General features: G+C 68.1%; 17 protein-coding genes. 14 read left to right on the top strand and 3 right to left on the bottom strand.

Going from position 1 to position 20,943, the window contains the following annotated elements; translation table 11 throughout:
- Window positions 1-13 precede the first annotated feature (13 nt).
- The 6 genes from ruvA to AB4Y75_RS07535 all read left to right on the top strand — a co-directional run bounded on the left by ruvA (window position 14) and on the right by AB4Y75_RS07535 (window position 7,660).
- Window positions 14-655 (top strand): Holliday junction branch migration protein RuvA, encoded by a 642-nt coding sequence (ruvA, locus tag AB4Y75_RS07560; RefSeq protein ID WP_441435220.1) that lies wholly within the window; start codon window positions 14-16, stop codon window positions 653-655.
- Window positions 648-1,757 carry a Holliday junction branch migration DNA helicase RuvB gene (gene ruvB / locus AB4Y75_RS07555; protein WP_441435219.1) on the top strand — a complete coding sequence of 370 codons (1,110 nt, stop codon included), beginning with the start codon at window positions 648-650 and terminating at the stop codon, window positions 1,755-1,757. Before ruvA ends, ruvB begins: the two co-directional genes overlap by 8 nt.
- Before the next feature lie 156 nt (window positions 1,758-1,913).
- A complete protein-coding gene (gene yajC / locus AB4Y75_RS07550; RefSeq protein ID WP_441435282.1) occupies window positions 1,914-2,312 on the top strand; it encodes a preprotein translocase subunit YajC in 399 nt (132 codons plus the stop codon).
- Window positions 2,313-2,364: 52 nt separating this feature from the next.
- Window positions 2,365-4,122 (top strand): protein translocase subunit SecD, encoded by a 1,758-nt coding sequence (gene secD / locus AB4Y75_RS07545; protein WP_441435218.1) that lies wholly within the window; start codon window positions 2,365-2,367, stop codon window positions 4,120-4,122.
- 2 nt (window positions 4,123-4,124) lie between these two features.
- Entirely contained in the window at window positions 4,125-5,129 is a 1,005-nt protein-coding gene (gene secF, locus AB4Y75_RS07540) for a protein translocase subunit SecF (protein ID WP_441435217.1), read from the top strand.
- A gap of 224 nt (window positions 5,130-5,353) precedes the next feature.
- Entirely contained in the window at window positions 5,354-7,660 is a 2,307-nt protein-coding gene (locus AB4Y75_RS07535; RefSeq protein WP_441435281.1) for a RelA/SpoT family protein, read from the top strand.
- A 20-nt stretch (window positions 7,661-7,680) separates the two neighbouring features.
- On the opposite strand, the gene AB4Y75_RS07530 is transcribed toward AB4Y75_RS07535, so the two are convergent.
- The 3 genes from AB4Y75_RS07530 to AB4Y75_RS07520 form a co-directional block, all read right to left on the bottom strand.
- A complete protein-coding gene (locus tag AB4Y75_RS07530; RefSeq protein ID WP_441435216.1) occupies window positions 7,681-8,268 on the bottom strand; it encodes a hypothetical protein in 588 nt (195 codons plus the stop codon).
- Window positions 8,269-8,491: 223 nt separating this feature from the next.
- Window positions 8,492-10,003: a DUF349 domain-containing protein gene (locus AB4Y75_RS07525; RefSeq protein WP_441435280.1), complete on the bottom strand. Its 1,512-nt coding sequence runs from the start codon at window positions 10,001-10,003 to the stop codon at window positions 8,492-8,494.
- Window positions 9,988-10,782, bottom strand: coding sequence for a peptidylprolyl isomerase (locus AB4Y75_RS07520; RefSeq protein ID WP_441435215.1), 795 nt, complete (start codon window positions 10,780-10,782; stop codon window positions 9,988-9,990). The genes AB4Y75_RS07525 and AB4Y75_RS07520 overlap by 16 nt, the downstream gene beginning before the upstream one ends.
- 172 nt (window positions 10,783-10,954) lie before the next feature.
- Here AB4Y75_RS07520 and hisS point away from each other — a divergent pair, with 172 nt between their 5' ends.
- The 8 genes from hisS to alaS all read left to right on the top strand — a co-directional run bounded on the left by hisS (window position 10,955) and on the right by alaS (window position 20,943).
- Window positions 10,955-12,301, top strand: a complete 1,347-nt coding sequence (gene hisS / locus AB4Y75_RS07515; protein WP_441435214.1) for a histidine--tRNA ligase — start codon at window positions 10,955-10,957, stop codon at window positions 12,299-12,301.
- A 158-nt stretch (window positions 12,302-12,459) separates the two neighbouring features.
- A complete protein-coding gene (gene aspS / locus AB4Y75_RS07510) occupies window positions 12,460-14,262 on the top strand; it encodes an aspartate--tRNA ligase (protein ID WP_441435213.1) in 1,803 nt (600 codons plus the stop codon).
- A 4-nt stretch (window positions 14,263-14,266) separates the two neighbouring features.
- Window positions 14,267-15,034, top strand: a complete 768-nt coding sequence (locus tag AB4Y75_RS07505; protein WP_441435212.1) for a GNAT family N-acetyltransferase — start codon at window positions 14,267-14,269, stop codon at window positions 15,032-15,034.
- Window positions 15,035-15,095: 61 nt separating this feature from the next.
- Window positions 15,096-16,514 (top strand): replication-associated recombination protein A, encoded by a 1,419-nt coding sequence (locus AB4Y75_RS07500; RefSeq protein WP_441435211.1) that lies wholly within the window; start codon window positions 15,096-15,098, stop codon window positions 16,512-16,514.
- A 187-nt stretch (window positions 16,515-16,701) separates the two neighbouring features.
- Window positions 16,702-17,328 carry a 30S ribosomal protein S4 gene (rpsD, locus tag AB4Y75_RS07495; RefSeq protein ID WP_066212716.1) on the top strand — a complete coding sequence of 209 codons (627 nt, stop codon included), beginning with the start codon at window positions 16,702-16,704 and terminating at the stop codon, window positions 17,326-17,328.
- Window positions 17,329-17,449: 121 nt separating this feature from the next.
- On the top strand, window positions 17,450-17,833 hold the full coding sequence (locus AB4Y75_RS07490) for a DUF948 domain-containing protein (protein WP_441435210.1): 384 nt from the start codon (window positions 17,450-17,452) through the stop codon (window positions 17,831-17,833).
- A gap of 19 nt (window positions 17,834-17,852) precedes the next feature.
- Window positions 17,853-18,074 (top strand): DUF6167 family protein, encoded by a 222-nt coding sequence (locus AB4Y75_RS07485; RefSeq protein WP_441435209.1) that lies wholly within the window; start codon window positions 17,853-17,855, stop codon window positions 18,072-18,074.
- A gap of 190 nt (window positions 18,075-18,264) precedes the next feature.
- Entirely contained in the window at window positions 18,265-20,943 is a 2,679-nt protein-coding gene (gene alaS / locus AB4Y75_RS07480; protein WP_441435208.1) for an alanine--tRNA ligase, read from the top strand.

Genomic DNA, 20,943 nt, shown 5'->3' with positions numbered 1-20,943 from the left:
CTGAGGGGTCGCCGTGATCAGCTCGCTCCGTGGAACCGTGACGCATCTGGGACTTTCCAGTGCCGTCCTGGAAGTCGGAGGCGTGGGGATGGCCGTGCAGGCCACTCCGCAGACCCTCTCCACCCTTCGCCTCGGTCAGGAGGCCCGCGTCAGCACGGCGCTGATCGTGCGTGAGGATTCGCTGACGCTCTTCGGCTTCACCGACGACGACGAGCGCGAGGTCTTCGAGACACTGCTCACCGTGAGCGGCGTGGGGCCCCGCCTTGCGCTGGCCGTGCTGGCGGTCCTCGACCCCGAGGCGATCCGCGTGGCGGCGCATGGTGAGGACAGCAAGGCTTTCACGAAGGTGCCCGGGATCGGGCCGAAGGTGGCCGGGCGGATCGTCCTGGAACTCAAGGGCAAGCTGGTGCCGCACGGCACCGGCGCCGCAGGCGCGCCGTTGCTCCCCGTCTCCGGTGAGGAGGCCTGGAAGCCGCAGGTGGTCGCCGCGCTGAGCAGCCTCGGCTGGAGTGAGAAGGACGCGTCCTCCAACATCGACAAGGCGCTCAAGGATTCCCCGGAGCTCTCGGAGGCCGGGAGTGTTCCCGAGATCCTGCGCGCCACGCTCCGCTGGCTCGGCCAGGACGGTGCGCGGGTGAGGAGTGGACGTGGCTGACGCTTCCGCGGAGGACTCGCTGGTCCGGGGTGGCGAAGAGCCGGAGGAAAGGCTCATCGAAGCCGCTCTCCGGCCGAAGAACCTCGATGATTTCGTGGGCCAGGCCCGCGTCCGTCAGCAGCTCAAACTGGTCCTGGAGGCGTCCCGGCTGCGCGGCAAGAGCGCCGATCACGTGCTCCTCTCCGGTCCTCCAGGCCTGGGCAAGACCACACTGTCCATGATCATCGCGGCGGAGATGAACGCGCCTCTGCGGATCAGCAGCGGCCCCGCCATTCAGCACGCCGGGGATCTGGCCGCCATCCTCTCGTCCCTCAGCGAGGGCGAAGTCCTCTTCCTGGACGAGATCCACCGCATGTCCCGGCCCGCCGAAGAGATGCTGTACATGGCGATGGAGGACTTCCGGGTCGACATCGTGGTGGGCAAGGGTGCCGGCGCCACCGCGATCCCGCTGGAGCTTCCTCCCTTCACCCTGGTGGGGGCCACCACCCGTGCGGGCCTTCTTCCCGGCCCCCTCCGGGACCGTTTCGGATTCACCGGCCATCTGGAGTTCTATTCGGTGGAGGAGCTGGAACTGGTGCTGCGGCGCTCCGCCGGACTGCTCGATCTGAAGGTGTCCTCGGCCGGATTCAGCGAGATCGCCGGACGTTCCCGCGGCACACCCCGTATCGCCAACCGGCTCCTGCGCCGCGTGCGCGACTGGGCCCTGGTGCACGGGATCGAACAGATCGACGCGCGGACGGCGGGCGCCGCGCTGGACATGTATGAAGTGGACTCACGCGGGCTGGACCGGCTGGACCGTTCCGTGCTGGAGGCCCTGGTCACCAAGTTCGGTGGCGGCCCGGTGGGTCTGTCCACCCTGGCGATCGCCGTGGGAGAGGAGCCGGAGACCGTGGAGACGGTGGCCGAACCGTTCCTGGTCCGCGAAGGGCTGGTGGGCCGCACGCCACGCGGACGCATCGCGATGGCCGCAGCCTGGACCCACCTGGGTTTCGTGGTTCCCGACGGCGTGTTCGGGCGGGAGCAGTTCGCCGCGGCAGGCCTGGTGGAAGAGGCGTTCCAGCCGCTTCTGCTGGACGACGACGGCGCCGGCTACAGCGAATAACGCGGGCATGTCCGGCATCGTTGCGCCGGGCCGCTTGACACGGTTCTCCCGGAAATTGCCCGTAGACTGTGTTGACGCCTGCCCCCTTCCGGGTGCGGCGTCCCCCGCCTGAAACGCAACGATTGGAAATGATCCGTGGATCCCACCTTGCTCTTGATGCTGGCCGCTCTGGCCGTTCTGATGTTCTTCATGATGCGCCGGAACAAGAAGACCCAGCAACAGCAGCAGCAGATGCAGTCCAAGTTCGCACCGGGCGTCGACGTCATGACCAGCTTCGGCCTGTTCGGCACCATCCGCTCCATCGATGAGGCGGACAACAAGGTCGTTCTGGAGCTTTCCCCCGGCCACCTGGCCACCGTGCACCGCCAGGCCATCGCGAAGGTCGTCGAACCGTCCACCGCTGATGCCGCCGTGCCCGCCGCGGAGACCGCGACCGAGGGTGAGAGCACCCCGGTGACCGATCTGCCCGAGACCGTCAAGGACGACGTCGCGCCCGGCACCCCCGCCGAGACGCCGGAAGAGACTCTCAAGCGCCTCAACGGCGACAGCAAGTAGCCCCTGAACATCTTCCCGTGGCGTTGCCACGTAGCCCCAAAGGACCTCATAGATGGCTAAGACCGGCCCCATAAGGGTGGCGCGCAGAACGCTGCTCTGGCTTGTCGCTTTGACCCTGGCCATGACGGCAGTCGTGGCCGGGGGAGCGTTGTCCGGCGCATCCAGCTGGACGCCCAAACTCGCCCTCGACCTCGAAGGCGGCACCCAGATGATCCTGGCGCCCCGCGTCGAGGGCAGCGCCTCGGTCAGCCCGGAGCAGCTCAACCAGGCGGTGGAGATCATCCGCCAGCGCGTGGACGGCTCCGGCGTCTCCGAGTCGGAGATCAGCACGCAGGGCGGCCGCAACGTGGTCGTCTCCATGCCGGGTTCCCCCACCAAGGAGGAACGCGACCTGATCCAGGCTTCGGCGGACATGAACTTCCGCCCGGTGATCACCGCCGGCGCCGGAACGCCGGTCCCGGAGGCGCAGCGCACCCCGGCCAGCAAGCTCCCGAAGCCCACCACGCCCAAGGACGCCAGCGACACCGCCTGGATCACGGCACCAGTGCTGAAGGAATTCGAGGCGATGGACTGCTCCACCCTGGACAAGGGTGGCGTCAAGCGCTCCGACCCCACCAAGCCGCTGGTCACGTGCCAGCCGGCCGTGAACGGTCAGCCCGCCATCAAGTACGTCCTCGGTCCCGTCGAGGTCAAGGGGCAGGACATCGTGACGTCCTCCTACGGCCTGCAGCAGGGCCGCCAGGGCGCCGTGACCAACGAATGGGCCGTGAACATCCAGTTCAACGACCAGGGCACCAAGATCTTCAAGGACGTCACGCAGCGTCTGAACCAGTTCTACGTCTCCGGTGGCGGCGAGAACGGCACGGATCCGCGCGCTCAGTTCGCGATCGTCCTGGACGACAAGGTGCTGTCCGCCCCGCGGTCGCTGGCCGTCATCACCGATGGCCGTCCTCAGATCACGGGCAACTTCACCGAGGCCAGTGCCAAGGCGCTCTCCGATCAGCTGCGCTACGGCGCCCTGCCGATCAGCTTCGAGATCCAGTCCCAGGAGCAGATCTCGGCCACCCTGGGTGGTGAGCAGCTCAAGATGGGTCTCATCGCGGGCCTCATCGGCCTGCTGCTGGTGGTCATCTACTCGCTCTTCCAGTACCGGGCCCTCGGCTTCGTGACGGTGGCCTCCCTGGTGGTGGCCGGTGTCATCACCTACCTGGCGATCACCCTGCTGGGCTGGGCGCAGAATTACCGCCTCTCCCTGGCCGGTGTGGCGGGTCTGATCGTGGCCATCGGGCAGACGGCGGACTCGTTCATCGTCTACTTCGAGCGCATCCGTGACGAACTGCGTGACGGACGCGGCCTGGTGGCGGCGGTCGAGAACGGCTGGCGCCGCGCCAAGCGCACCATCCTGGCGTCGAAGGCGGTGAACCTGCTGGCCGCCGTCGTGCTCTACTTCGTGGCGGTGGGCAACGTGCGGGGCTTCGCCTTCACGCTGGGTCTGACCGCGCTGGCCGACCTCCTGGTCGTGTTCCTCTTCACGCACCCGACGCTGCAGCTGCTGGCCAAGACCAAGTTCTTCGGTGAAGGCCACCGGTTCTCCGGCCTGGATCCGCGGAACCTGGGCGCCGTGCCGCTGTACCGTGGCGCCGGCCGGGTCCGCACTCCGGAGGACCTGGTGACCGCGGGTGCTCCCGTGGCCGCCAAGAACACCCGTGCGCAGGCCGAGGCCGAACGCCGTCTGACCATCGCCGAACGCCGCCGCGCCGAGCGCGAGCAGGGCACCGAGGCGGAGGACGCCGGAAAGGAAGGCAAGTAGCCATGTCAACAGTCTTCGCACGTTTCGGCAATGAGCTCTACACCGGCAAGCGTTCCTACGACTTCGTCGGGCGCAAGAAGCTCTGGATGCTGATCGCCGGAGTGGCGGTCCTGCTCTCCATCATGGTCCCGGTGCTCAAGGGCGGCTTCAACCTCGGCATCGAGTTCCGCGGTGGCTCCGAGTTCACCATCTCCAACGTCCACAGCACCGATCAGCGCCTCGGTGAGGACGCAGTCCGCCAGATCGTCCAGGGTTCCGCGCCCCGCGTGGCGAACATCGCCGGCGACACCATGCGCATCCAGACGGACAAGCTGACGGACGAGCAGACCCTCCAGCTGAGGGACAGCCTCGCCAAGGCCTACGGCGTGGGCGATGACAAGGTCACCTCGACCTTCATCGGTCCCACCTGGGGCGCGGACGTGAGCCAGCAGGCCCTCCTGGGTCTGGTGATCTTCGTCCTTCTGGCCGCGGTGCTCATGGCGCTGTACTTCCGGACCTGGAAGATGTCCCTCGCCGCGCTGGCGGGTATGGCCGTCACTCTGATCATCACGGCCGGCGTCTACGCCGTCAGCGATTTCGAGGTGACCCCGAGCGCCATCATCGGCTTCCTGACGGTGCTGAGCTACTCGCTGTATGACACGGTGGTGGTGTTCGACAAGATCCGCGAGAACACCGCTGATCTCCTGACGTCCACGCGCCGCACCTTCGACGAGGAGGTGAATCTGGCGGTCAACCAGACCCTGGTCCGGTCGATCAACACCAGTGTGGTCGCCGTGCTGCCGGTGGCCGCCATCCTGTTCATCGGCGCCGGTCTGCTGGGCGCCGGCACCTTGAGGGACCTGTCCCTCGCCCTGTTCGTCGGCATCATCCTCGGCACCCTCGCCACGCTCTACGTGTCCGCCCCGCTGTATGCGTGGCTGCGTCATGGCGAGCCGGCGCTGAAGGCCCAGGCCCAGAAAGTTCACGAGCGGCGCGGCCGCACGGAGGCCGCCGTCGAAGGCGTCTGAACCGCCGTCGATCGGTCCTGACACCGGAAGGCCGTCCCCACCTGCGGGTGGGGACGGCCTTCCGTCCATTTAAGCTGCGGGAACGGATTAGAATTGGTGAATTAAGTCCGTGGGGAGGAACAACTGTGGTGGACGGTTCAGCGCCGGGTTCGACCCCGGAGGATGAGGCACCTGTGGGTGCCGAGCGCTCGTCAGCGCCCGCGACGACGGCGGAGCGCACCGCGCTGCAGGCGCCGGGGCACACCGTGGTGGGCGTCCCCGTGGACAATTCGGCGGCCAAGGCCACCTTCCCGGGGCGGCGCGAACGCACGCTCTCCCGCCTGGCACGCCTGACCGGACGGGGTGGTCTGAGCTACTCTCCGATCCTGGAACCACTGCTCCGGACGGTGCGCACCAATAATCCGCGGGAAGACCTCGAATACCTCCAGCGTGCCTACGACACCGCGGAACTTCATCACCGTGGCCAGAAGCGCAAGAGCGGCGATCCGTACATCACCCACCCGGTGGCGGTCGCGACGATCCTGGCTGAGCTGGGCATGAGCGGCACGACTCTCGCCGCAGCGCTCCTGCACGACACCGTCGAGGACACTGACTACACCCTCGAGCAGCTGTCCAAGGACTTCGGGCCCGAGGTCGCCATGCTGGTTGACGGTGTCACCAAGCTGGACAAGGTCACGTACGGGGACGCGGCGCAGGCAGAGACCGTGCGCAAGATGGTCGTCGCGATGGCCAAGGACATCCGTGTCCTCATGATCAAACTCGCGGACCGTCTGCACAATGCGCGCACCTGGCGTTTCGTCTCGGCCGAGTCGTCGGCCAAGAAGGCCCGGGAGACGCTGGACATCTTCGCCCCCCTGGCCCACCGGCTCGGCATGAACACCGTCAAGTGGGAGCTGGAGGACCTGTCCTTCGCGGCCCTGTACCCGCGCGTGTACGAGGAATTCGTCCGCATGGTCAGCGCGCGCACTCCGGAGCGCGAGGAGCTGCTGGGCAGCATCCGCGAGATGGTGGCGGAGGAGCTGCGGGAAGCGCGGATCAAGGCCACGATCACCGGCCGTCCGAAACACTACTACTCCATCTATCAGAAGATGGTGGTGCGGGAGAAGGAATTCGACGACATCAACGACCTGCTCGGCGTGCGGGTCCTGGTGGACAGCGTCAAGGACTGTTACGCGGCACTCGGCGTGGTCCATTCCCTCTGGAAGCCGATCCCCGGGCGGTTCAAGGATTACATCGCCATCCCGAAGTTCAACATGTACATGTCCCTGCACACCTCGGTGATCGGTCCGGGCGGCAGGACCGTGGAGATCCAGATCCGGACCCACGAGATGCACCGCAACGCCGAGTACGGAGTCGCGGCGCACTGGAAGTACAAGCACCAGGCGCGCACCGCGGGGACGCCCCGTGAGGGCGAGATGGGCTGGCTCCGCTCCCTGGTGGACATGCAGCGGGAGACGGTGGATCCGGGGGACTTCCTCGACAGCCTGCGCCATGAGATCAGCACCAATGAGGTGTTCGTGTTCACCCCCAAGGGCGAGATCATGACCCTCCCGGCGGGCGCCACGCCCGTGGACTTCGCCTACGCGGTGCACACCGAGGTGGGGCACCGCACCATCGGCGCCCGGGTCAATGGCAAGCTGGTTCCCCTGAATTCGGAGCTCAGCCACGGTGACCGCGTCGAGGTCTTCACCTCCAAGGCCGAAGGGGCAGGACCCAGCCAGGACTGGCAGCACTTCGTCAAGAGCGCCCGTGCCCGGAACAAGATCCGGCAGTGGTTCACCAAGGAGCGCCGCGAGGAGTCCATCGAAAAGGGCAAGGAGATGCTCACGCGCGCCATGCGCAAGCAGAGCCTGCCTCTGACGAAGGTCCTCACGCCGGAGAACCTGACCCATCTGGCGGATGCGTTCAAGTACGTGGATGTCGCGGGCCTCTACGCCGGGATCGGCGACGGCCACATCTCCACCCAGTCCGTGGTGGAGAAGGCCATGGAGCGGCTCACGGAGCCGGCCCAGGCGGAGACCGAGGAGGAGTTCACCCCGGCCCGCACGCACAGCCCGTCGGGCAGGGTCTCCGACGCCGGTGTGATCGTGCGGGGCGTGGACGATGTGTGGGTCAAGCTGGCGCGGTGCTGTTCCCCGGTGCCGCCGGACGCGATCACCGGCTACGTGACCCGCGGGTCCGGCATCTCCGTGCACCGCAGCGACTGTCCCAACGCGCTGGCCCTCGCCCACGAGCCCGAGCGGTTCGTCGACGTCGAGTGGGCGCCGACGCGCAGCAGCATCTACCTGGTCCAGATCCAGGTCGAGGCTCTGGACCGCAAGAGCCTGCTGATGGACGTCACGAAGGTGCTCTCCGAAAACCACGTGAACATCCTCGAGGCCAGCGTGCACACCTCGAAGGACCGGCTGGCGATCTCCCGCTTCGCGTTCGAGATGGGGGATCCGAAGTACCTGGACCACATCCTGAACGCCGTGCGGCGGATCGACGGCGTGTTCGACGTGTACCGCACCGGAGGCGGGCAGCGCCGCTGACGGCGTGGACCTCCTCCGGATCATCGGAGGCATGCGTCCACCTTGGCCAGCGCCGCGTCGCGCCGGTGCGGGGGAGCGGCGTGCTCCACAGCCCTGCGCAGGAGCCGCCAGTTCAGCCCCCGTGAGCCGTCATGGTCGAGCATGCTGCTCAGCACCGGCACGGCAAGTTCAGGCCGCAGCGAGGTGGCGATGTCCAGGGCGGTGCGCAGAGGCGTGGTCACGAGGAGACCGCCCAGGCTGACGATGTCGTGGCTGCCCAGCCGGACATCATGGAGATCCGCCCGCAGGCCGTGCCGCAGGGCGCCCGCTCTCCGTCCCGGCGCGATGTAGAGCACGGGCCGTCCGGGTTCCACCCCGTGGCCGTGAATCCATGCGGCGCTCAGCCGGCCCGCCACCACGCGCTGCCGCGCCTCGAGCGGGATGCGCTCGGCCAGCGCCCGGGCCCTGAGCCTCGCATCCACCACGGCGGTTCCGGACACGAAGCAGCCCTCGGAGATCGGAAGCGCCAGCCCGTCGAGGACCATCCCTGCCAGTTCCGGCCTGCTGAAGGGCTGACCGGTCCTCAGGAGGGTCTGGCGTCCTGGGACGGTCGCGAGGGGAGTGTCCATGACAGCATCCTGCCCGGTGGGCTGCCGGGATGACACCGCCTGACGGCCTTCTGTGGACAACCCGGCTCCGGACGCACCGCGCACGGGCTCCGCTGGAACACCGGCCCACGGAAACACGGCCAATAGCAACACGGCCAATGGAAAACCGCCGCCACCGGGAACGCAGGTTCCCCGTGGCGGCGGTGTTCTTCAGGCGGTGTTCTTCAGTCCGTGGACTCGCGGGTCAGCCGAGGTCCTTGGCCGAGTTGCGGACCACCTCGAGCCACTGCTCGCGAGCTTCGAGTGCTTCACGGGCGCTCTTGATGGCGCGTGCGTCACCCTTGGCCTCGGCGGCGGCCAGATCGTCGCGGAGTCCCGCGATCGTCGCTTCGAGCTGTTCGATCATGCTGGTGCTGCGGGCCTTGGCCTCCGGATCGCTCCGACGCCAGTTCTCCTCCTCCGCCTCGCGGACGGCATCCTCCACGCGGCGCAGGGCGGCCTCGATCCGGCCCATGTCCGCACGGGGCACGCGACCGGCTTCCTCCCAGCGATCCCGGATCGACTGAAGGCCCTTCTTGGCGGCGGCCAGATCGGACACCGGAACCAGTTCCTGGGCTTCCAGCAGGAGCTGTTCCTTCACGGCGAGGTTGGACGCGTAGCTGGCATCCAGCTCGTCGTTGGCAGCCTGCCGGGCGGCGAAGAAGACATCCTGGGCAGCGCGGAAGCGGGCCCACAGTGCGTCGTCGTCCTTGCGGCTGGCGCGCGGCGCCGCTTTCCACTGGTCCATGAGGCGGCGGTATTCACCGGCGGCGTGGCCCCAGTCGGTGGAGGTCTGCAGTTCCTCCGCCTCGGCGATCAGCTTCTCCTTGATGGCCTTCGCCTGAGCGTTGGTGCTGTCCAGCTGGGAGAAGTAGGCGCGGCGGTGACGGTCGAAGACGGTGCGCGCGGTCCGGAACCGCTTCCACAGTCCCTCCTCGACGCTCTTGGACAGCCGGACGCCGGACTTCTGCGCGGCCTTCCAGGCGTCGAAGAGCTCGTTCATCCGCGTGCTGGAGGTCTTCCACTGCGTCGTGGCGGGGTCCTGGCCGGAGATGGCCTCCGCCTCGGCGACGATCGCTTCGCGGGCGCCGAGTTCGGCGGCCTTGGCGGCTTCCTGATGTGCGCGCTGTTCGGCGATCAGGGCGGCCACCTTCTCGTCCAGGGCGGACACGCGGTCCAGTGCTCCCCGGATGTCGCCCAGCACGTTGCGTGCCTCGAGCTGTTCGCGCAGGTGCTTGAGGCTGGTGGGCAGCTCGCCTGCGGCGGCCTTGGCCTCCACGCGGCTCTCCAGCAGGGCGATCTGCGCCGTGATGTCCTCGAACTTGCGGGCGAAGTAGGCCAGGGCCTCATCGGCCGACACTCCGGGGTACTGTCCTGCGACGTGCTCTTCGCCGTCCACCGTCACGAAGACGTGGCCATCACCCTCCACCCGGCCGAAGGCGCGGGCGGCGGTGAGATCGACCGTGGTGTCCGGGGCGTGGACCGCGGCGGGAGCCGCGACGGTCGCCTTGGGCCGTGCGGCGAATGCCGCGGGGCTGGGGGCGGAGGGCTTGGCAGCGGACGTCTCCGTCGCCGCTTCCGTGGTGCTGGCTTCGTCGGGTTGCAGACTTTCTGTCACCGCTAGAACTCTTTCCTTCGTTGGAACATGCGCGTTCCCGGCCGGGGCAGGGACCGAGTTAGGTGCTTCATCCGAAGCAGGAATCACTTCAGAGTAAATGAGTCTATCGTCACTGCCGTCGCAGGGGGGCCATCCGTGGCGGACGACCCACCGGCCTTCACGCCCGCCGCGGCGAGCGAGGTGACGGTGTCCAGCCCCGAAGTGACATGGCCCATCACGGTGTAGCCGCCCTGATCCACCGGAAGGACGCTGTCCTTGTACGTGATGAAGAACTGGGTGCTGTTGCTGTGAGTGCTCGCCGCACGGGCCACGGCGATGGTGCCCGCCGGGTACTTGCCGTCCGCCGGGACGTTCTCGACCGGGCCCCACTGGAACCCCGGATCCACTGCGCCCTTGCCGTCCTTGGAGCCGCACTGCAGGACGTAGATCGAGGCCGTGGTGAGCCGGTGGCAGCCGTTCTTCGTGAAGAAGTCCTGATCGGCCAGCGTCTTGAACACGGAGACCGCCTGCGGGGCCTTGGTGCCGTCCAGAGTGACGCCCAGCGGCTTGCCGTTCAGGGTCAGGGTCCCGGTGAACGTCTTCCCACGGGCCACATCGGCGCTGGGGATGTTGCCCACATTGCCCTCCGACGGAGAGGGCGTGGCCGACGGCGTCTGGAGGCCGGCCTGCACAGCCGCGTATTCCTCGGGGCTGGGGTTGCTGGCGAAAGCTGTCAGCTGGAGCACGACGCCCAGGGCCACCGCGACGGCGCCCGCGCCGACCGCCAGGACGTTGTCGCGACGGCGCCGCTGCTGCTGAGCGTCGCGCAGGGAACGCCTGGCCTCCATCTGGCGCACACGACGGCGCTGCTCCCGCAGCTCCTGCTTGCTGGCTGCCACCCGTAACCTCCTGCGGCGCCCGCTGGCGCCGTCGTCCGTCTGACTCGATCCTGGTTGAAGTCGCGCGTTCGCCGCGCACGCCAGCCACGGCTTAAACTGGCTGACGCACTTAGTTTAGGCACGGCTTCCCCCGCAGCAGGCGAAAAGCCGCACGTCGAAGGAGTTTCACAGCATGGCACGCACCCCCTCCCTGTCCGGATTCCCCGAGTGGCTCCCACAGGAACGCGTGGTGGAACAGCATGTGCTGGACACTCTGCGCCGCGTTTTCGAACTGCACGGCTTCGGATCCATCGAGACCCGGGCGGTCGAGACGGTGGGTCAGCTGCTGCGGAAGGGCGAGATCGACAAGGAGGTCTACGGTCTCAGCCGCCTTCAGGACGACGAGGACGCCTCCGGGAAGTCGGATCCGAACGCGCTGGCCCTGCACTTCGATCTGACCGTGCCGTTCGCCCGCTACGTGGTGGAGAACGCCGGATACCTGGCGTTCCCGTTCCGCCGCTACCAGATGCAGAAGGTCTGGCGCGGCGAGCGGCCGCAGGAAGGCCGTGCCCGCGAATTCACCCAGGCCGACATCGACGTGGTGGGCGACGGCGAGCTGCCGTTCCGCTACGACGTGGAGATCGTGCTGGTCATCGCCGAGGCGCTCTCCGCGCTGCCCATTCCGGAGTTCCGGCTGCGGGTCAACAACCGCAAGCTCTCCGAGGGCTTCTACCGGGGGATCGGCCTCGAGGACACGGCCGGCGTGCTCCGCAGCATCGACAAGCTGGAGAAGGTCGGCGCCGCGAAGGTGGCCGAACTGCTGCAGTCCGAGCTCGGGGCCACCCCGGAGCAGGCGGAGGCGGCGCTGAAGCTCGCCACCATCCAGACCCTGGACACCTCGTTCGTCGAGCAGGTCCGCGCACTCGGCGTCGAGCACCCGCTGCTGGAGGAGGGCCTCACCGAACTCGAGCAGGTGGTGGCCGCCGCATCGCTGCGCGCGCCGGGCAAGGTTCTGGCGGACCTGAGCATCGCACGCGGCCTCGATTACTATACGGGCACCGTGGTGGAGACGGTCCTGGTCGGTCACGAGCAGCTCGGCTCGATCTGCTCCGGTGGCCGGTACGAATCCCTCGCCACCAAGGGCAACCGCACCTTCCCGGGCGTCGGTCTCTCCATCGGCGTGACGCGTCTGGTGTCCCGCATCCTCTCCCAGGAGTTCGCCACGGCCAGCCGGAGCGTCCCCACCGCGGTGCTCGTGGCCCTCAACGACGACGGTTCCTGGTCCGCCGCCCAGGACGTGGCCGCGCAGCTGCGGGCCCGGGGGATCTCCACCGAAGTGGCCGCCAAGGCGGAGAAGTTCGGCAAGCAGATCAAGTACGCGGACCGGCGCGGCATCCCGTTCGTCTGGTTCACGGACGCCGACGGCGCCCACCAGGTCAAGGACATCCGCAGCGGCGAACAGGTGGCGGCGGACCCGGCGCTCTGGACTCCCGCGGACGAAGACCTCACGCCCCAAGTGGTCGCTCGCCTCGCGGACTGACCGCGCTGGCGCGCCCGATTGCGGGCGCGGACTGGCTCACCGGGTAAAATCGTCAGCGTCGGACTGAGATGTCCTGACGATCCTTGAGTTTTCCCGCCCGGACCATCTGCAGAATCTCTGTGGCGGCGGGAGGATCCGCCTCACTCGAAAGGAATGCTGTGCTGCGCACACATGACCTCGGCTCTCTCCGGGCCGAGAACATCGGACAGACCGTCACCCTGGCAGGCTGGGTGGCCCGCCGTCGTGACCATGGCGGAGTGGCCTTCGTGGACCTCCGCGATGCCTCGGGCGTGGCCCAGGTGGTGGTCCGCGAGGAAGAGGTCTTCCACGGTCTGCGCAATGAGTTCGTGCTGCAGGTGACCGGCACGGTGGAGCGGCGCCCGGAGGGCAACGAGAACCCGGCGCTGGCCAGCGGCGAGGTGGAGGTCATCGCGGACAAGGTCGTGGTGCTCAACACCTCCGAGCCGCTGCCGTTCCAGATCGACGAGCACGTGGAGGTCGGTGAGGAGGCACGCCTCAAGCACCGCTACCTCGACATGCGCCGCCCGGTGCTGTCCCGCAACCTGCGCCTGCGTTCCGAGGCGAGCCGCGTCGCCCGCGAGCTGCTGCACACCGAGGGTTTCCTGGAGATCGAAACCCCCACGCTGACCCGTTCCACTCCGGAAGGCGCCCGCGACTTCCTGGTGCCGGCCCGTCTGGCGCCGGGTTCCTGGTACGCGCTGCCCCAGTCCCCGCAGCTGTTCAAGCAGTTGCTGCAGGTGGGCGGCTTCGAGAAGTACTACCAGATCGCCCGTTGCTACCGTGACGAGGACTTCCGCGCGGACCGCCAGCCCGAGTTCACGCAGCTGGACATCGAGGCCAGCTTCGTCGACCAGGACGACATCATCGCCCTCGGCGAGAAGCTCGTGGTGGCGCTCTGGAAGCTCATCGGCGTGGACATCCCCACCCCGATCCGCCGCATGCCGTACTCCGAGGCCATGGCCAAGTACGGCTCGGACAAGCCGGATCTGCGCTTCGGCCTGGAGCTGACCGACCTCACCGAGTTCTTCAAGGACACCAACTTCGGCGTCTTCAAGGCTCCCTACGTGGGCGCCGTCGTCATGCCGGGTGGCGCCTCCCAGCCGCGCCGCACCCTGGATGCCTGGCAGGAATGGGCCAAGCAGCGCGGCGCCAAGGGTCTGGCCTATGTCCTGATCAAGGACGACGGCGAGCTGACCGGCCCCGTCGCCAAGAACCTCACGGACGCCGAGCGCGAGGGCCTCGCAGCCGCGGTGGGCGCCTCCAACGGCGACTGCATCTTCTTCGCCGCCGGTGAGAAGACCGCGTCCCGTGCGCTGCTCGGCGCCGCCCGCGTCGAGATCGGGCACCGCACCGGCCTGATCACCGAAGGCGACTGGGCCTTCGTGTGGATCGTGGACGCGCCGATGTTCGAGCCCGCCGCCGCCGCTGTCGCTTCGGGTGACGTCGCCGTCGGCGCCGGCAAGTGGACCGCCGTGCACCACGCCTTCACCTCGCCGCGCCCGGAGTTCATGGACACCTTCGACACGGATCCCGAGTCGGCTCTGTCCTACGCCTACGACATCGTCTGCAACGGCAGCGAACTGGGTGGCGGCTCCATCCGTATCCACCAGCGTGATGTCCAGGAGCGTGTCTTCGAAGTCATGGGCCTGAGCAAGGAGGAGGCCGAGAGCAAGTTCGGCTTCCTGCTGGAGGGCTTCAAGTACGGCGCCCCGCCGCACGGCGGCATCGCCCTCGGCTGGGACCGCGTGGTCTCCTTCCTGGCCGGCGCGGAGTCCATCCGCGACGTCATCGCCTTCCCGAAGTCCGGTGGCGGCTATGACCCGCTGACGGCCGCTCCGGCGCCCATCACGCCGCAGCAGCGCAAGGAGGCCGGTGTGGACTTCAAGCCCGCCCCGAAGGCCGCCGCTGAGAAGCCTGCGGGGGAGACCCTGGACGCCTGATCCTGTGGAGTCTCTTTCCTCCGTCCCAGGCCTGGCCGCTCTGCAGAATGCAGCGTGGCCGGGCCTGAGGACTTTCGACAGTGGTTCGTGGCTTCTCCGGAGCGCCTCCGGGGTGACCCAGCGTGCCAATTCGGTCTGGCCGTACGCCCCGGTGGAGGATCCGGACGCCGCCATCAAGGAGGCCGAGGCCTGGTACCGCTCCCAGCGGCTTCCGGCACTGTTCCAGCTCACCTCCGAGCCGGCCGACGCCGCGCTGGACGGACGGCTCGAAGCTCTCGGCTATCGGGCCCAGGCCCACACGGTGTTCATGGTGCGGGAGCCGTCCGCTGTGCCGGTCCCCGCGGCGTCTCCCACGGTCGAGGTCCGTCAGGATCTGACCGATGAGTGGTTCGACGCCTGGTGGCTCACGAGCGGCCACGGCGGGACCGAGGCCGCCGGCGCCGCGCGCGCCATCCAGGACTCCATCCGGTCCAGCTACGCCCTGGTGCGCGACGACGACGGCGCCCCCGTCGCCGTCGGCCAGGCGATCCACGTGGGCGGGTGCTCGGGGATCTACGGCATGGTCACGCGGGAGGCGCACCGCCGCAAGGGGCATGCACGCGCCATCCTGACCGCCCTCCTGGCCGAAGCTGACGCGCCCGGGGGATTCTGGCTCAGCGTGACGGCCTCCAATCAGGGAGCCCAGGCCCTCTACCGGGACCTCGGCTTCACGGAGGCCGGCTCGTACTGGTACCGCAGCGCCCCCTTGCGGCGCGCCCCCGGAGCGTGCTGAGAGCCGAAGCGGAGAGAGCCTGCCGCATCGGGCGGGGCCCTCGCCCGCTAGGCTGGAGATCATGGCTGACCTCTTCTCCCAGGACGATTTCTCCCAGAGCGATCCGGGCGATTCCCCCTCGGGTGAGGGAGCGCCGTCGTCCGCTTACCCGCTCACGCCGCTGGCCGTGCGGATGCGCCCCCGCACCATCGACGATGTGGTCGGCCAGCAGCACCTGCTGCGGCCCGGCCAGCCGCTGCGGACCCTCGCCGAATCCAGTGGCGAGCCGTCCGCCGTCGGGCCGTCCAGCATCATCCTCTGGGGTCCTCCCGGCACCGGCAAGACCACGCTGGCGCATGTGATCGCCAATGCTCCGGGCCGGAAGTTCGTGGAACTCTCCGCGATCACGGCCGGGGTGAAGGACGTCCGCCGCGTCATGGATGAGGCCCTGCAGCGCAGGGACCTGCATCGCCAGGGCACCGTCCTGTTCCTCGACGAGATCCACCGTTTCAACAAAGCCCAGCAGGATGCCCTGCTGCCGGGCGTGGAGAACCGCTGGGTCATCCTGGTGGCCGCCACCACGGAGAACCCCTCCTTCTCGGTGGTCGCGCCTCTCCTGTCCCGGTCGATCCTGCTCACGCTCAAGCCCCTCCAGGATGACGACATCCGGGGGCTGCTCGAACGGGCCATCGAGGATGACCGGGGGCTCGGCGGCAAGATCGAGGTGGAGGACGACGCGCTCGACTACCTGGTCCGCGTGTCCACCGGGGACGCCCGCCGCGCACTGACCTCGCTGGAGGCCGCGGCCGGCGTCGCGCTCGGAGAACACGCGGACGGATCCCGGGATGACGAAAGCGGCAAGGCCGTGCTGCGCCTGGCCCAGGCCGAACAGGCGATCGACAAGGCCTCCGTGCGGTACGACCGGCAGGGTGATCAGCACTATGACGTCATCAGCGCGTTCATCAAGTCGATCCGAGGTTCCGACGTGGATGCGGCGCTGCACTATCTGGCACGCATGATCGAGGCGGGGGAGGACCCGCGCTTCCTCGCCCGGCGGATCGTGATCTCCGCGGCCGAGGACATCGGCATGGCCGACCCCACCGCGCTCCAGACCGCGGTCGCTGCGGCGCAGGCCGTCCAGCTCATCGGAATGCCGGAGGGCCGGATCATCCTGGCCGAGGCCGTGGTCCACCTGGCCACCGCCCCGAAATCCAATGCGGCCTACATGGCGCTGGACAAGGCGCTGGCGGATGTCAGGGCAGGCAAGGGCAGCGACATCCCGATGCACCTGCGGGACGCCCACTATCCCGGAGCGAAGGGCCTCGGCCACGGCAAAGGCTACGTCTACGCCCATGACGCACCTCATTCGATCGCCCGGCAGCAGTACCCGCCGGATGATCTCGTGGGCCGCAACTACTATGAGCCGACCGCGAACGGTTCGGAGCGTGAGATCGCGGCGCGCCTGGAACGGCTGCGGGGAATCGTCCGCGGGGAACGCTGAGCCGTTCCTCCCGGCCATGCTAGAATCGAGGTTTGTCTGGCATGATCCCGCCGACACGTTCCCTCTCACGGTTCTCCGCGAGGGTGGCTCATGCCCGGGATCAGTAGCAAAAGGCGGCGGTTTGCCGATGCTCTCCACACGGGAGGCCAGTTAACACGACAAAAACCGCACCATTGGAAGGACACAAGTGGCTAACAGCACTCGTGCTCGCCGTCAGGCCCGCCTTTCGCGGTCCCTCGGCATCGCTCTGACTCCCAAGGCCGCCAAGTACATGGAGCGCCGTCCGTATGGACCCGGCGAACATGGCCGCGCCCGCAAGAAGCAGGATTCCGACTACGCCGTTCGTCTGCGTGAAAAGCAGCGTCTGCGCGCTCAGTACGGCATCCGTGAAGCTCAGATGACCCGTGTGTTCGAGGAAGCTCGCCGCACCAAGGGTCTGACCGGTGAGAACCTGGTCGAGCTGCTCGAAATGCGTCTGGACGCCCTGGTTCTTCGTGCAGGCTTCGCCCGCACGATCGCCCAGGCCCGCCAGCTCGTGGTGCACCGCCACATCATGGTTGACGGACAGCGCGTGGACCGCCCGTCCTTCCGCGTTTCCGAAGGCCAGCTGATCCACGTGCACCCGCGCAGCATCCCGATGGTCCCGCTGCAGCTCGCCGCTGCCGGTGCCCACCGCGATGTCCTGCCGGCCGTGCCGGCTTACCTGGATGTCAAGCTTGAGGCCCTTCAGGCACGCCTGGTGCGTCGCCCGAAGCGTGCTGAGGTTCCCGTGACCTGCGAAGAGCAGCTCGTCGTGGAATTCTACGCTCGCTAAGAGCCTCTGGAAGGAGCCCGTGGCCCTGGCCACGGGCTCTTTCTCTTTCCCGGGCCGTGCGGACGGCCATGGGCGATAAGGTAGGACACGTGCCTGTCCGCGAACCTCAAGGAGAAAAGTCATGAGTGGCGGTGACATTGCCGGCCTCATCGCAGCCGGTGTCTTCCTGCTGTTGGTCCTCTTCCTCGCCGTGCCCATCCTCAAGCTGGGCAAGGTGCTGGACGAGATCAGGGAATCCATCAAGGGACTGAGCGACGGCGCCCAGCCCCTCATGACGGAGGTGACCGCGACCGTCACCACCACCAACGAGCAGCTGAAGAAGGTGGACGGCATCTCCAACAACGTGGCTGACGCCAGCGCGAACCTCTCGGCGCTCTCCGCGCTCATCTCGGCGACCGTGGGTGGCCCCCTGATCAAGGTGGCAGCATTCAGCCACGGTGTCCGTTCGGCTCTCTCGGCGCGGAAGCAGGGCGCGCAGCGTCCAGCCGGCCGCCGCAGCCGCTGAACGGGAGGAAGGACACAGCATGAAACGGATTCTCTGGCTGGGAGTCGGCGCCGCGCTGGGCGTGGTGGTCTTCCGCAAGCTCTCCGAAGCCCGCGGGGCGATCGGTCCCGAAGGTCTCAACCGGGCGGTCGGACGGCTGAGCGACAGCATCTATCACTTCGCCGATCAGGTGCGTGACGGCATGAAGGAGCGCGAGGACGAGCTCCGCGCCGCCCTCGCCCTGGACGACAACCGCTCCTGACACGGACGACGGCGGCCGCCTGCCGCCGTCGTCCCTCACCACCGTGCCGGGAGACCCGGCGCGGAAACGGGCCGCGGGATTGGCTCCCGGGGCGGCCATGAAGGCACAATTGAACGCGGCGGACAGCAGGTCCGCCACCATGCATCACCGGGCATCGGCCCGAGTCACGCCGAAGGGAACTCACTTCCTCATGAAGTCGCAGGAAATCACCAAGCGCTGGGTGGACTTTTTCGTCTCCAAGGGCCACACCGCGGTGCCGTCCGCGTCGCTGGTCTCGAACGACCCCAGCCTGCTCTTCACCGTGGCCGGCATGGTTCCCTTCATCCCGTACCTGACCGCGCAGGAGACGCCGCCGTACAGCCGCGCCACCAGCGTCCAGAAGTGCATCCGCACCGGTGACATCGAAGAGGTCGGCAAGACGGCCCGTCACGGCACCTTCTTCCAGATGTGCGGCAACTTCTCCTTCGGCGACTACTTCAAGGAAGACGCCATCAAGTTCGCCTACGAGCTCCTCACCAGCCCGGTGGAGAAGGGCGGCTACGGGCTGCCCGAGGAGAAGCTCTGGGTCACGGTCTACGAGGACGATGACGAAGCCCGCGACCTGTGGCTCAAGCACACCGCCATCCCGGCCGAGCGCATCCAGCGCATGGGCAAGAGCGACAACTACTGGTCCACCGGCCAGCCGGGCCCGGCCGGCCCCTGCTCGGAGATCTACTACGACCGCGGCCCCGCCTACGGCATCGAGGGCGGCCCCGAGGCCGACGACAATCGCTACGTGGAGATCTGGAACCTGGTCTTCATGCAGTACCAGATCGACAATGTGAAGTCGAAGGTGGACTTCGACATCGTCGGCGAGCTGCCCAAGAAGAACATCGACACGGGTCTCGGCATGGAACGTCTCGCCATGATCCTGCAGGGCGTGGAGAACATGTACGAGACGGACCAGGTCCGTCCCGTCATCGACAAGGCGGCCGAGCTGTCCGGCAAGGAGTACACCTCCGCCGAGAGCCCCGAGGACCCGCACCACGCCGATGACGTGCGCATGCGCGTCGTGGCCGACCATGTCCGCTCCGCCCTCATGCTGATCGCCGACGGGGTGACCCCGTCCAACGAGGGCCGCGGCTACGTGCTGCGCCGCCTCATCCGGCGCGCCGTCCGCTCCATGCGCCTGCTGGGCGTGGAGCAGGCCTGCCTGCCCGATCTGCTGCCCGCGTCCCGCGACGCCATGAAGGGCGTCTACCCGGTGGTGGAGCTCGAATTCGACCGGATCTCCCGGATCGCGTACGCCGAGGAGCGGGCGTTCCTGCGCACCATCGCCTCTGGCACCGCGCGTCTCGATGAGGCCGTGGTCCAGGCCAAGTCCCAGGGGGCTTCGCTCTCCGGTGAGGACGCCTTCGCGCTGCACGACACCTACGGCTTCCCGATCGACCTGACGCTCGAAATGGCCGAGGAGGCCGGCGTCGCCGTGGACGAGAAGCAATTCCGCGCCCTGATGCAGGAGCAGCGTCAGCGCGCCCAGGCCGATGCGAAGGCCAAGAAGGGCGGCCACGCCGACGTCACCGTCTTCCGGGACATCCTGGCAGAGGGCGAGACCGTCTTCACGGGCTACGACGAACTGGAGACCGAGTCCCGGGTCCGCGCACTGCTCAGCGGTGGCGCCCGCACCGGTCACGCCTCCACGGGTGACGAGATCGAGCTGGTGCTCGCCGAGACCCCGTTCTACGCGGAGGCCGGCGGCCAGGCCGCCGACACCGGTCTGATCACGGGTGACGGCTTCGTGGTGGAGGTCCTGGACGTGCAGCGTCCGGTCAAGGGTCTCTCCGTGCACAAGGCGCTGGTCCGAGAGGGTGAGATCTCCTCGGACGCCCTCGTGCGCGCCGCGGTGGACGCCGAGCGCCGTCACGCCGGCGAGCAGGCTCACACGGCCACGCACCTGGTGCACGCCGCCCTTCACCAGATCCTCGGCAAGGAGGCCACCCAGCGCGGCTCCTTCAACAAGGCCGGCTACCTCCGCTTCGACTTCGCCTGGGGTGAGCAGCTTTCGGGCGCCACCAAGAGCGAGATCGAGGAAGTGGCCAACCTGGCTATCCGCAACAACTTCGAAGTCAAGACCTCGGTGATGGGTCTGGAGCAGGCCAAGGCTCTCGGCGCCATGGCGCTCTTCGGCGAGAACTACGGCAGCGAAGTCCGCGTGGTGGAGATCGACGGCGCCTGGTCGCGCGAGCTCTGCGGTGGAACCCACGTCGGCAGCACCTCCCGCATCGGCAGCCTGAACCTTCTGGGCGAGCAGTCCGTCGGCTCGGGCAACCGCCGCGTTGAGGCTTTCGTCGGCATGGAGGCGTTCCGCCACTTCGCCGCCGAACGCGCCCTGGTCACCGAGCTCAGCGAGATGTTCAAGGTTCCGTCCGGGCAGCTGTCCGAGCGCATCGGCGCCACGCTGAGCAAGCTCAAGGCCGCGGAGAAGGAACTCGACCGTCTGCGCAAGGAGCAGCTCGCCGCTCAGGCGGCCACGCTGCTGAACAGCGCCAGCGATGCGAACGGCGTCCGCGTCATCGCTCACGACGCCGGCACGGTCGGCGGCGCGGATGACCTCCGCTCGCTCGTGCTGGATCTCCGCGGACGCCTGGGCAGCGAAGCGGCCACGGTGGCCGTGGCGGGCGTGGCCAACAGCCGTCCTGTGGTCATCGTCGCCACGAACGACGAGGCCCGTGCGGCGGGCGTCAAGGCCGGCGCCCTGGTGCGCACGGCCGCCGGGATCCTCGGTGGCGGTGGCGGCGGCAAGGATGACATCGCCCAGGGCGGTGGCACGGACGCTGCGAAGGTCCCCGCGGCGCTGACGGCCATCGTCGACGCGATCCGCAACCGTTAG

This window comes from Arthrobacter sp. RAF14 (assembly GCF_052114185.1).
Lineage (GTDB): Bacteria > Actinomycetota > Actinomycetes > Actinomycetales > Micrococcaceae > Arthrobacter_E.
Note: the sequence above shows the minus strand (reverse complement) of the source record. Positions and strands in the feature narration are given on the sequence as shown.

Bases quoted from the DNA above. Each gene is read 5' to 3' on its own strand.
- AB4Y75_RS07500 (WP_441435211.1), top strand. From the start codon at position 15,096: ATGGCTGACCTCTTCTCCCAGGACGATTTCTCCCAGAGCGATCCGGGC.
- secD (WP_441435218.1), top strand. From the start codon at position 2,365: ATGGCTAAGACCGGCCCCATAAGGGTGGCGCGCAGAACGCTGCTCTGG.
- AB4Y75_RS07530 (WP_441435216.1), bottom strand. From the start codon at position 8,268: ATGGACACTCCCCTCGCGACCGTCCCAGGACGCCAGACCCTCCTGAGG.
- hisS (WP_441435214.1), top strand. From the start codon at position 10,955: ATGGCACGCACCCCCTCCCTGTCCGGATTCCCCGAGTGGCTCCCACAG.
- AB4Y75_RS07485 (WP_441435209.1), top strand. From the start codon at position 17,853: ATGAAACGGATTCTCTGGCTGGGAGTCGGCGCCGCGCTGGGCGTGGTG.
- secF (WP_441435217.1), top strand. From the start codon at position 4,125: ATGTCAACAGTCTTCGCACGTTTCGGCAATGAGCTCTACACCGGCAAG.
- alaS (WP_441435208.1), top strand. From the start codon at position 18,265: ATGAAGTCGCAGGAAATCACCAAGCGCTGGGTGGACTTTTTCGTCTCC.
- AB4Y75_RS07490 (WP_441435210.1), top strand. From the start codon at position 17,450: ATGAGTGGCGGTGACATTGCCGGCCTCATCGCAGCCGGTGTCTTCCTG.
- yajC (WP_441435282.1), top strand. From the start codon at position 1,914: ATGCTGGCCGCTCTGGCCGTTCTGATGTTCTTCATGATGCGCCGGAAC.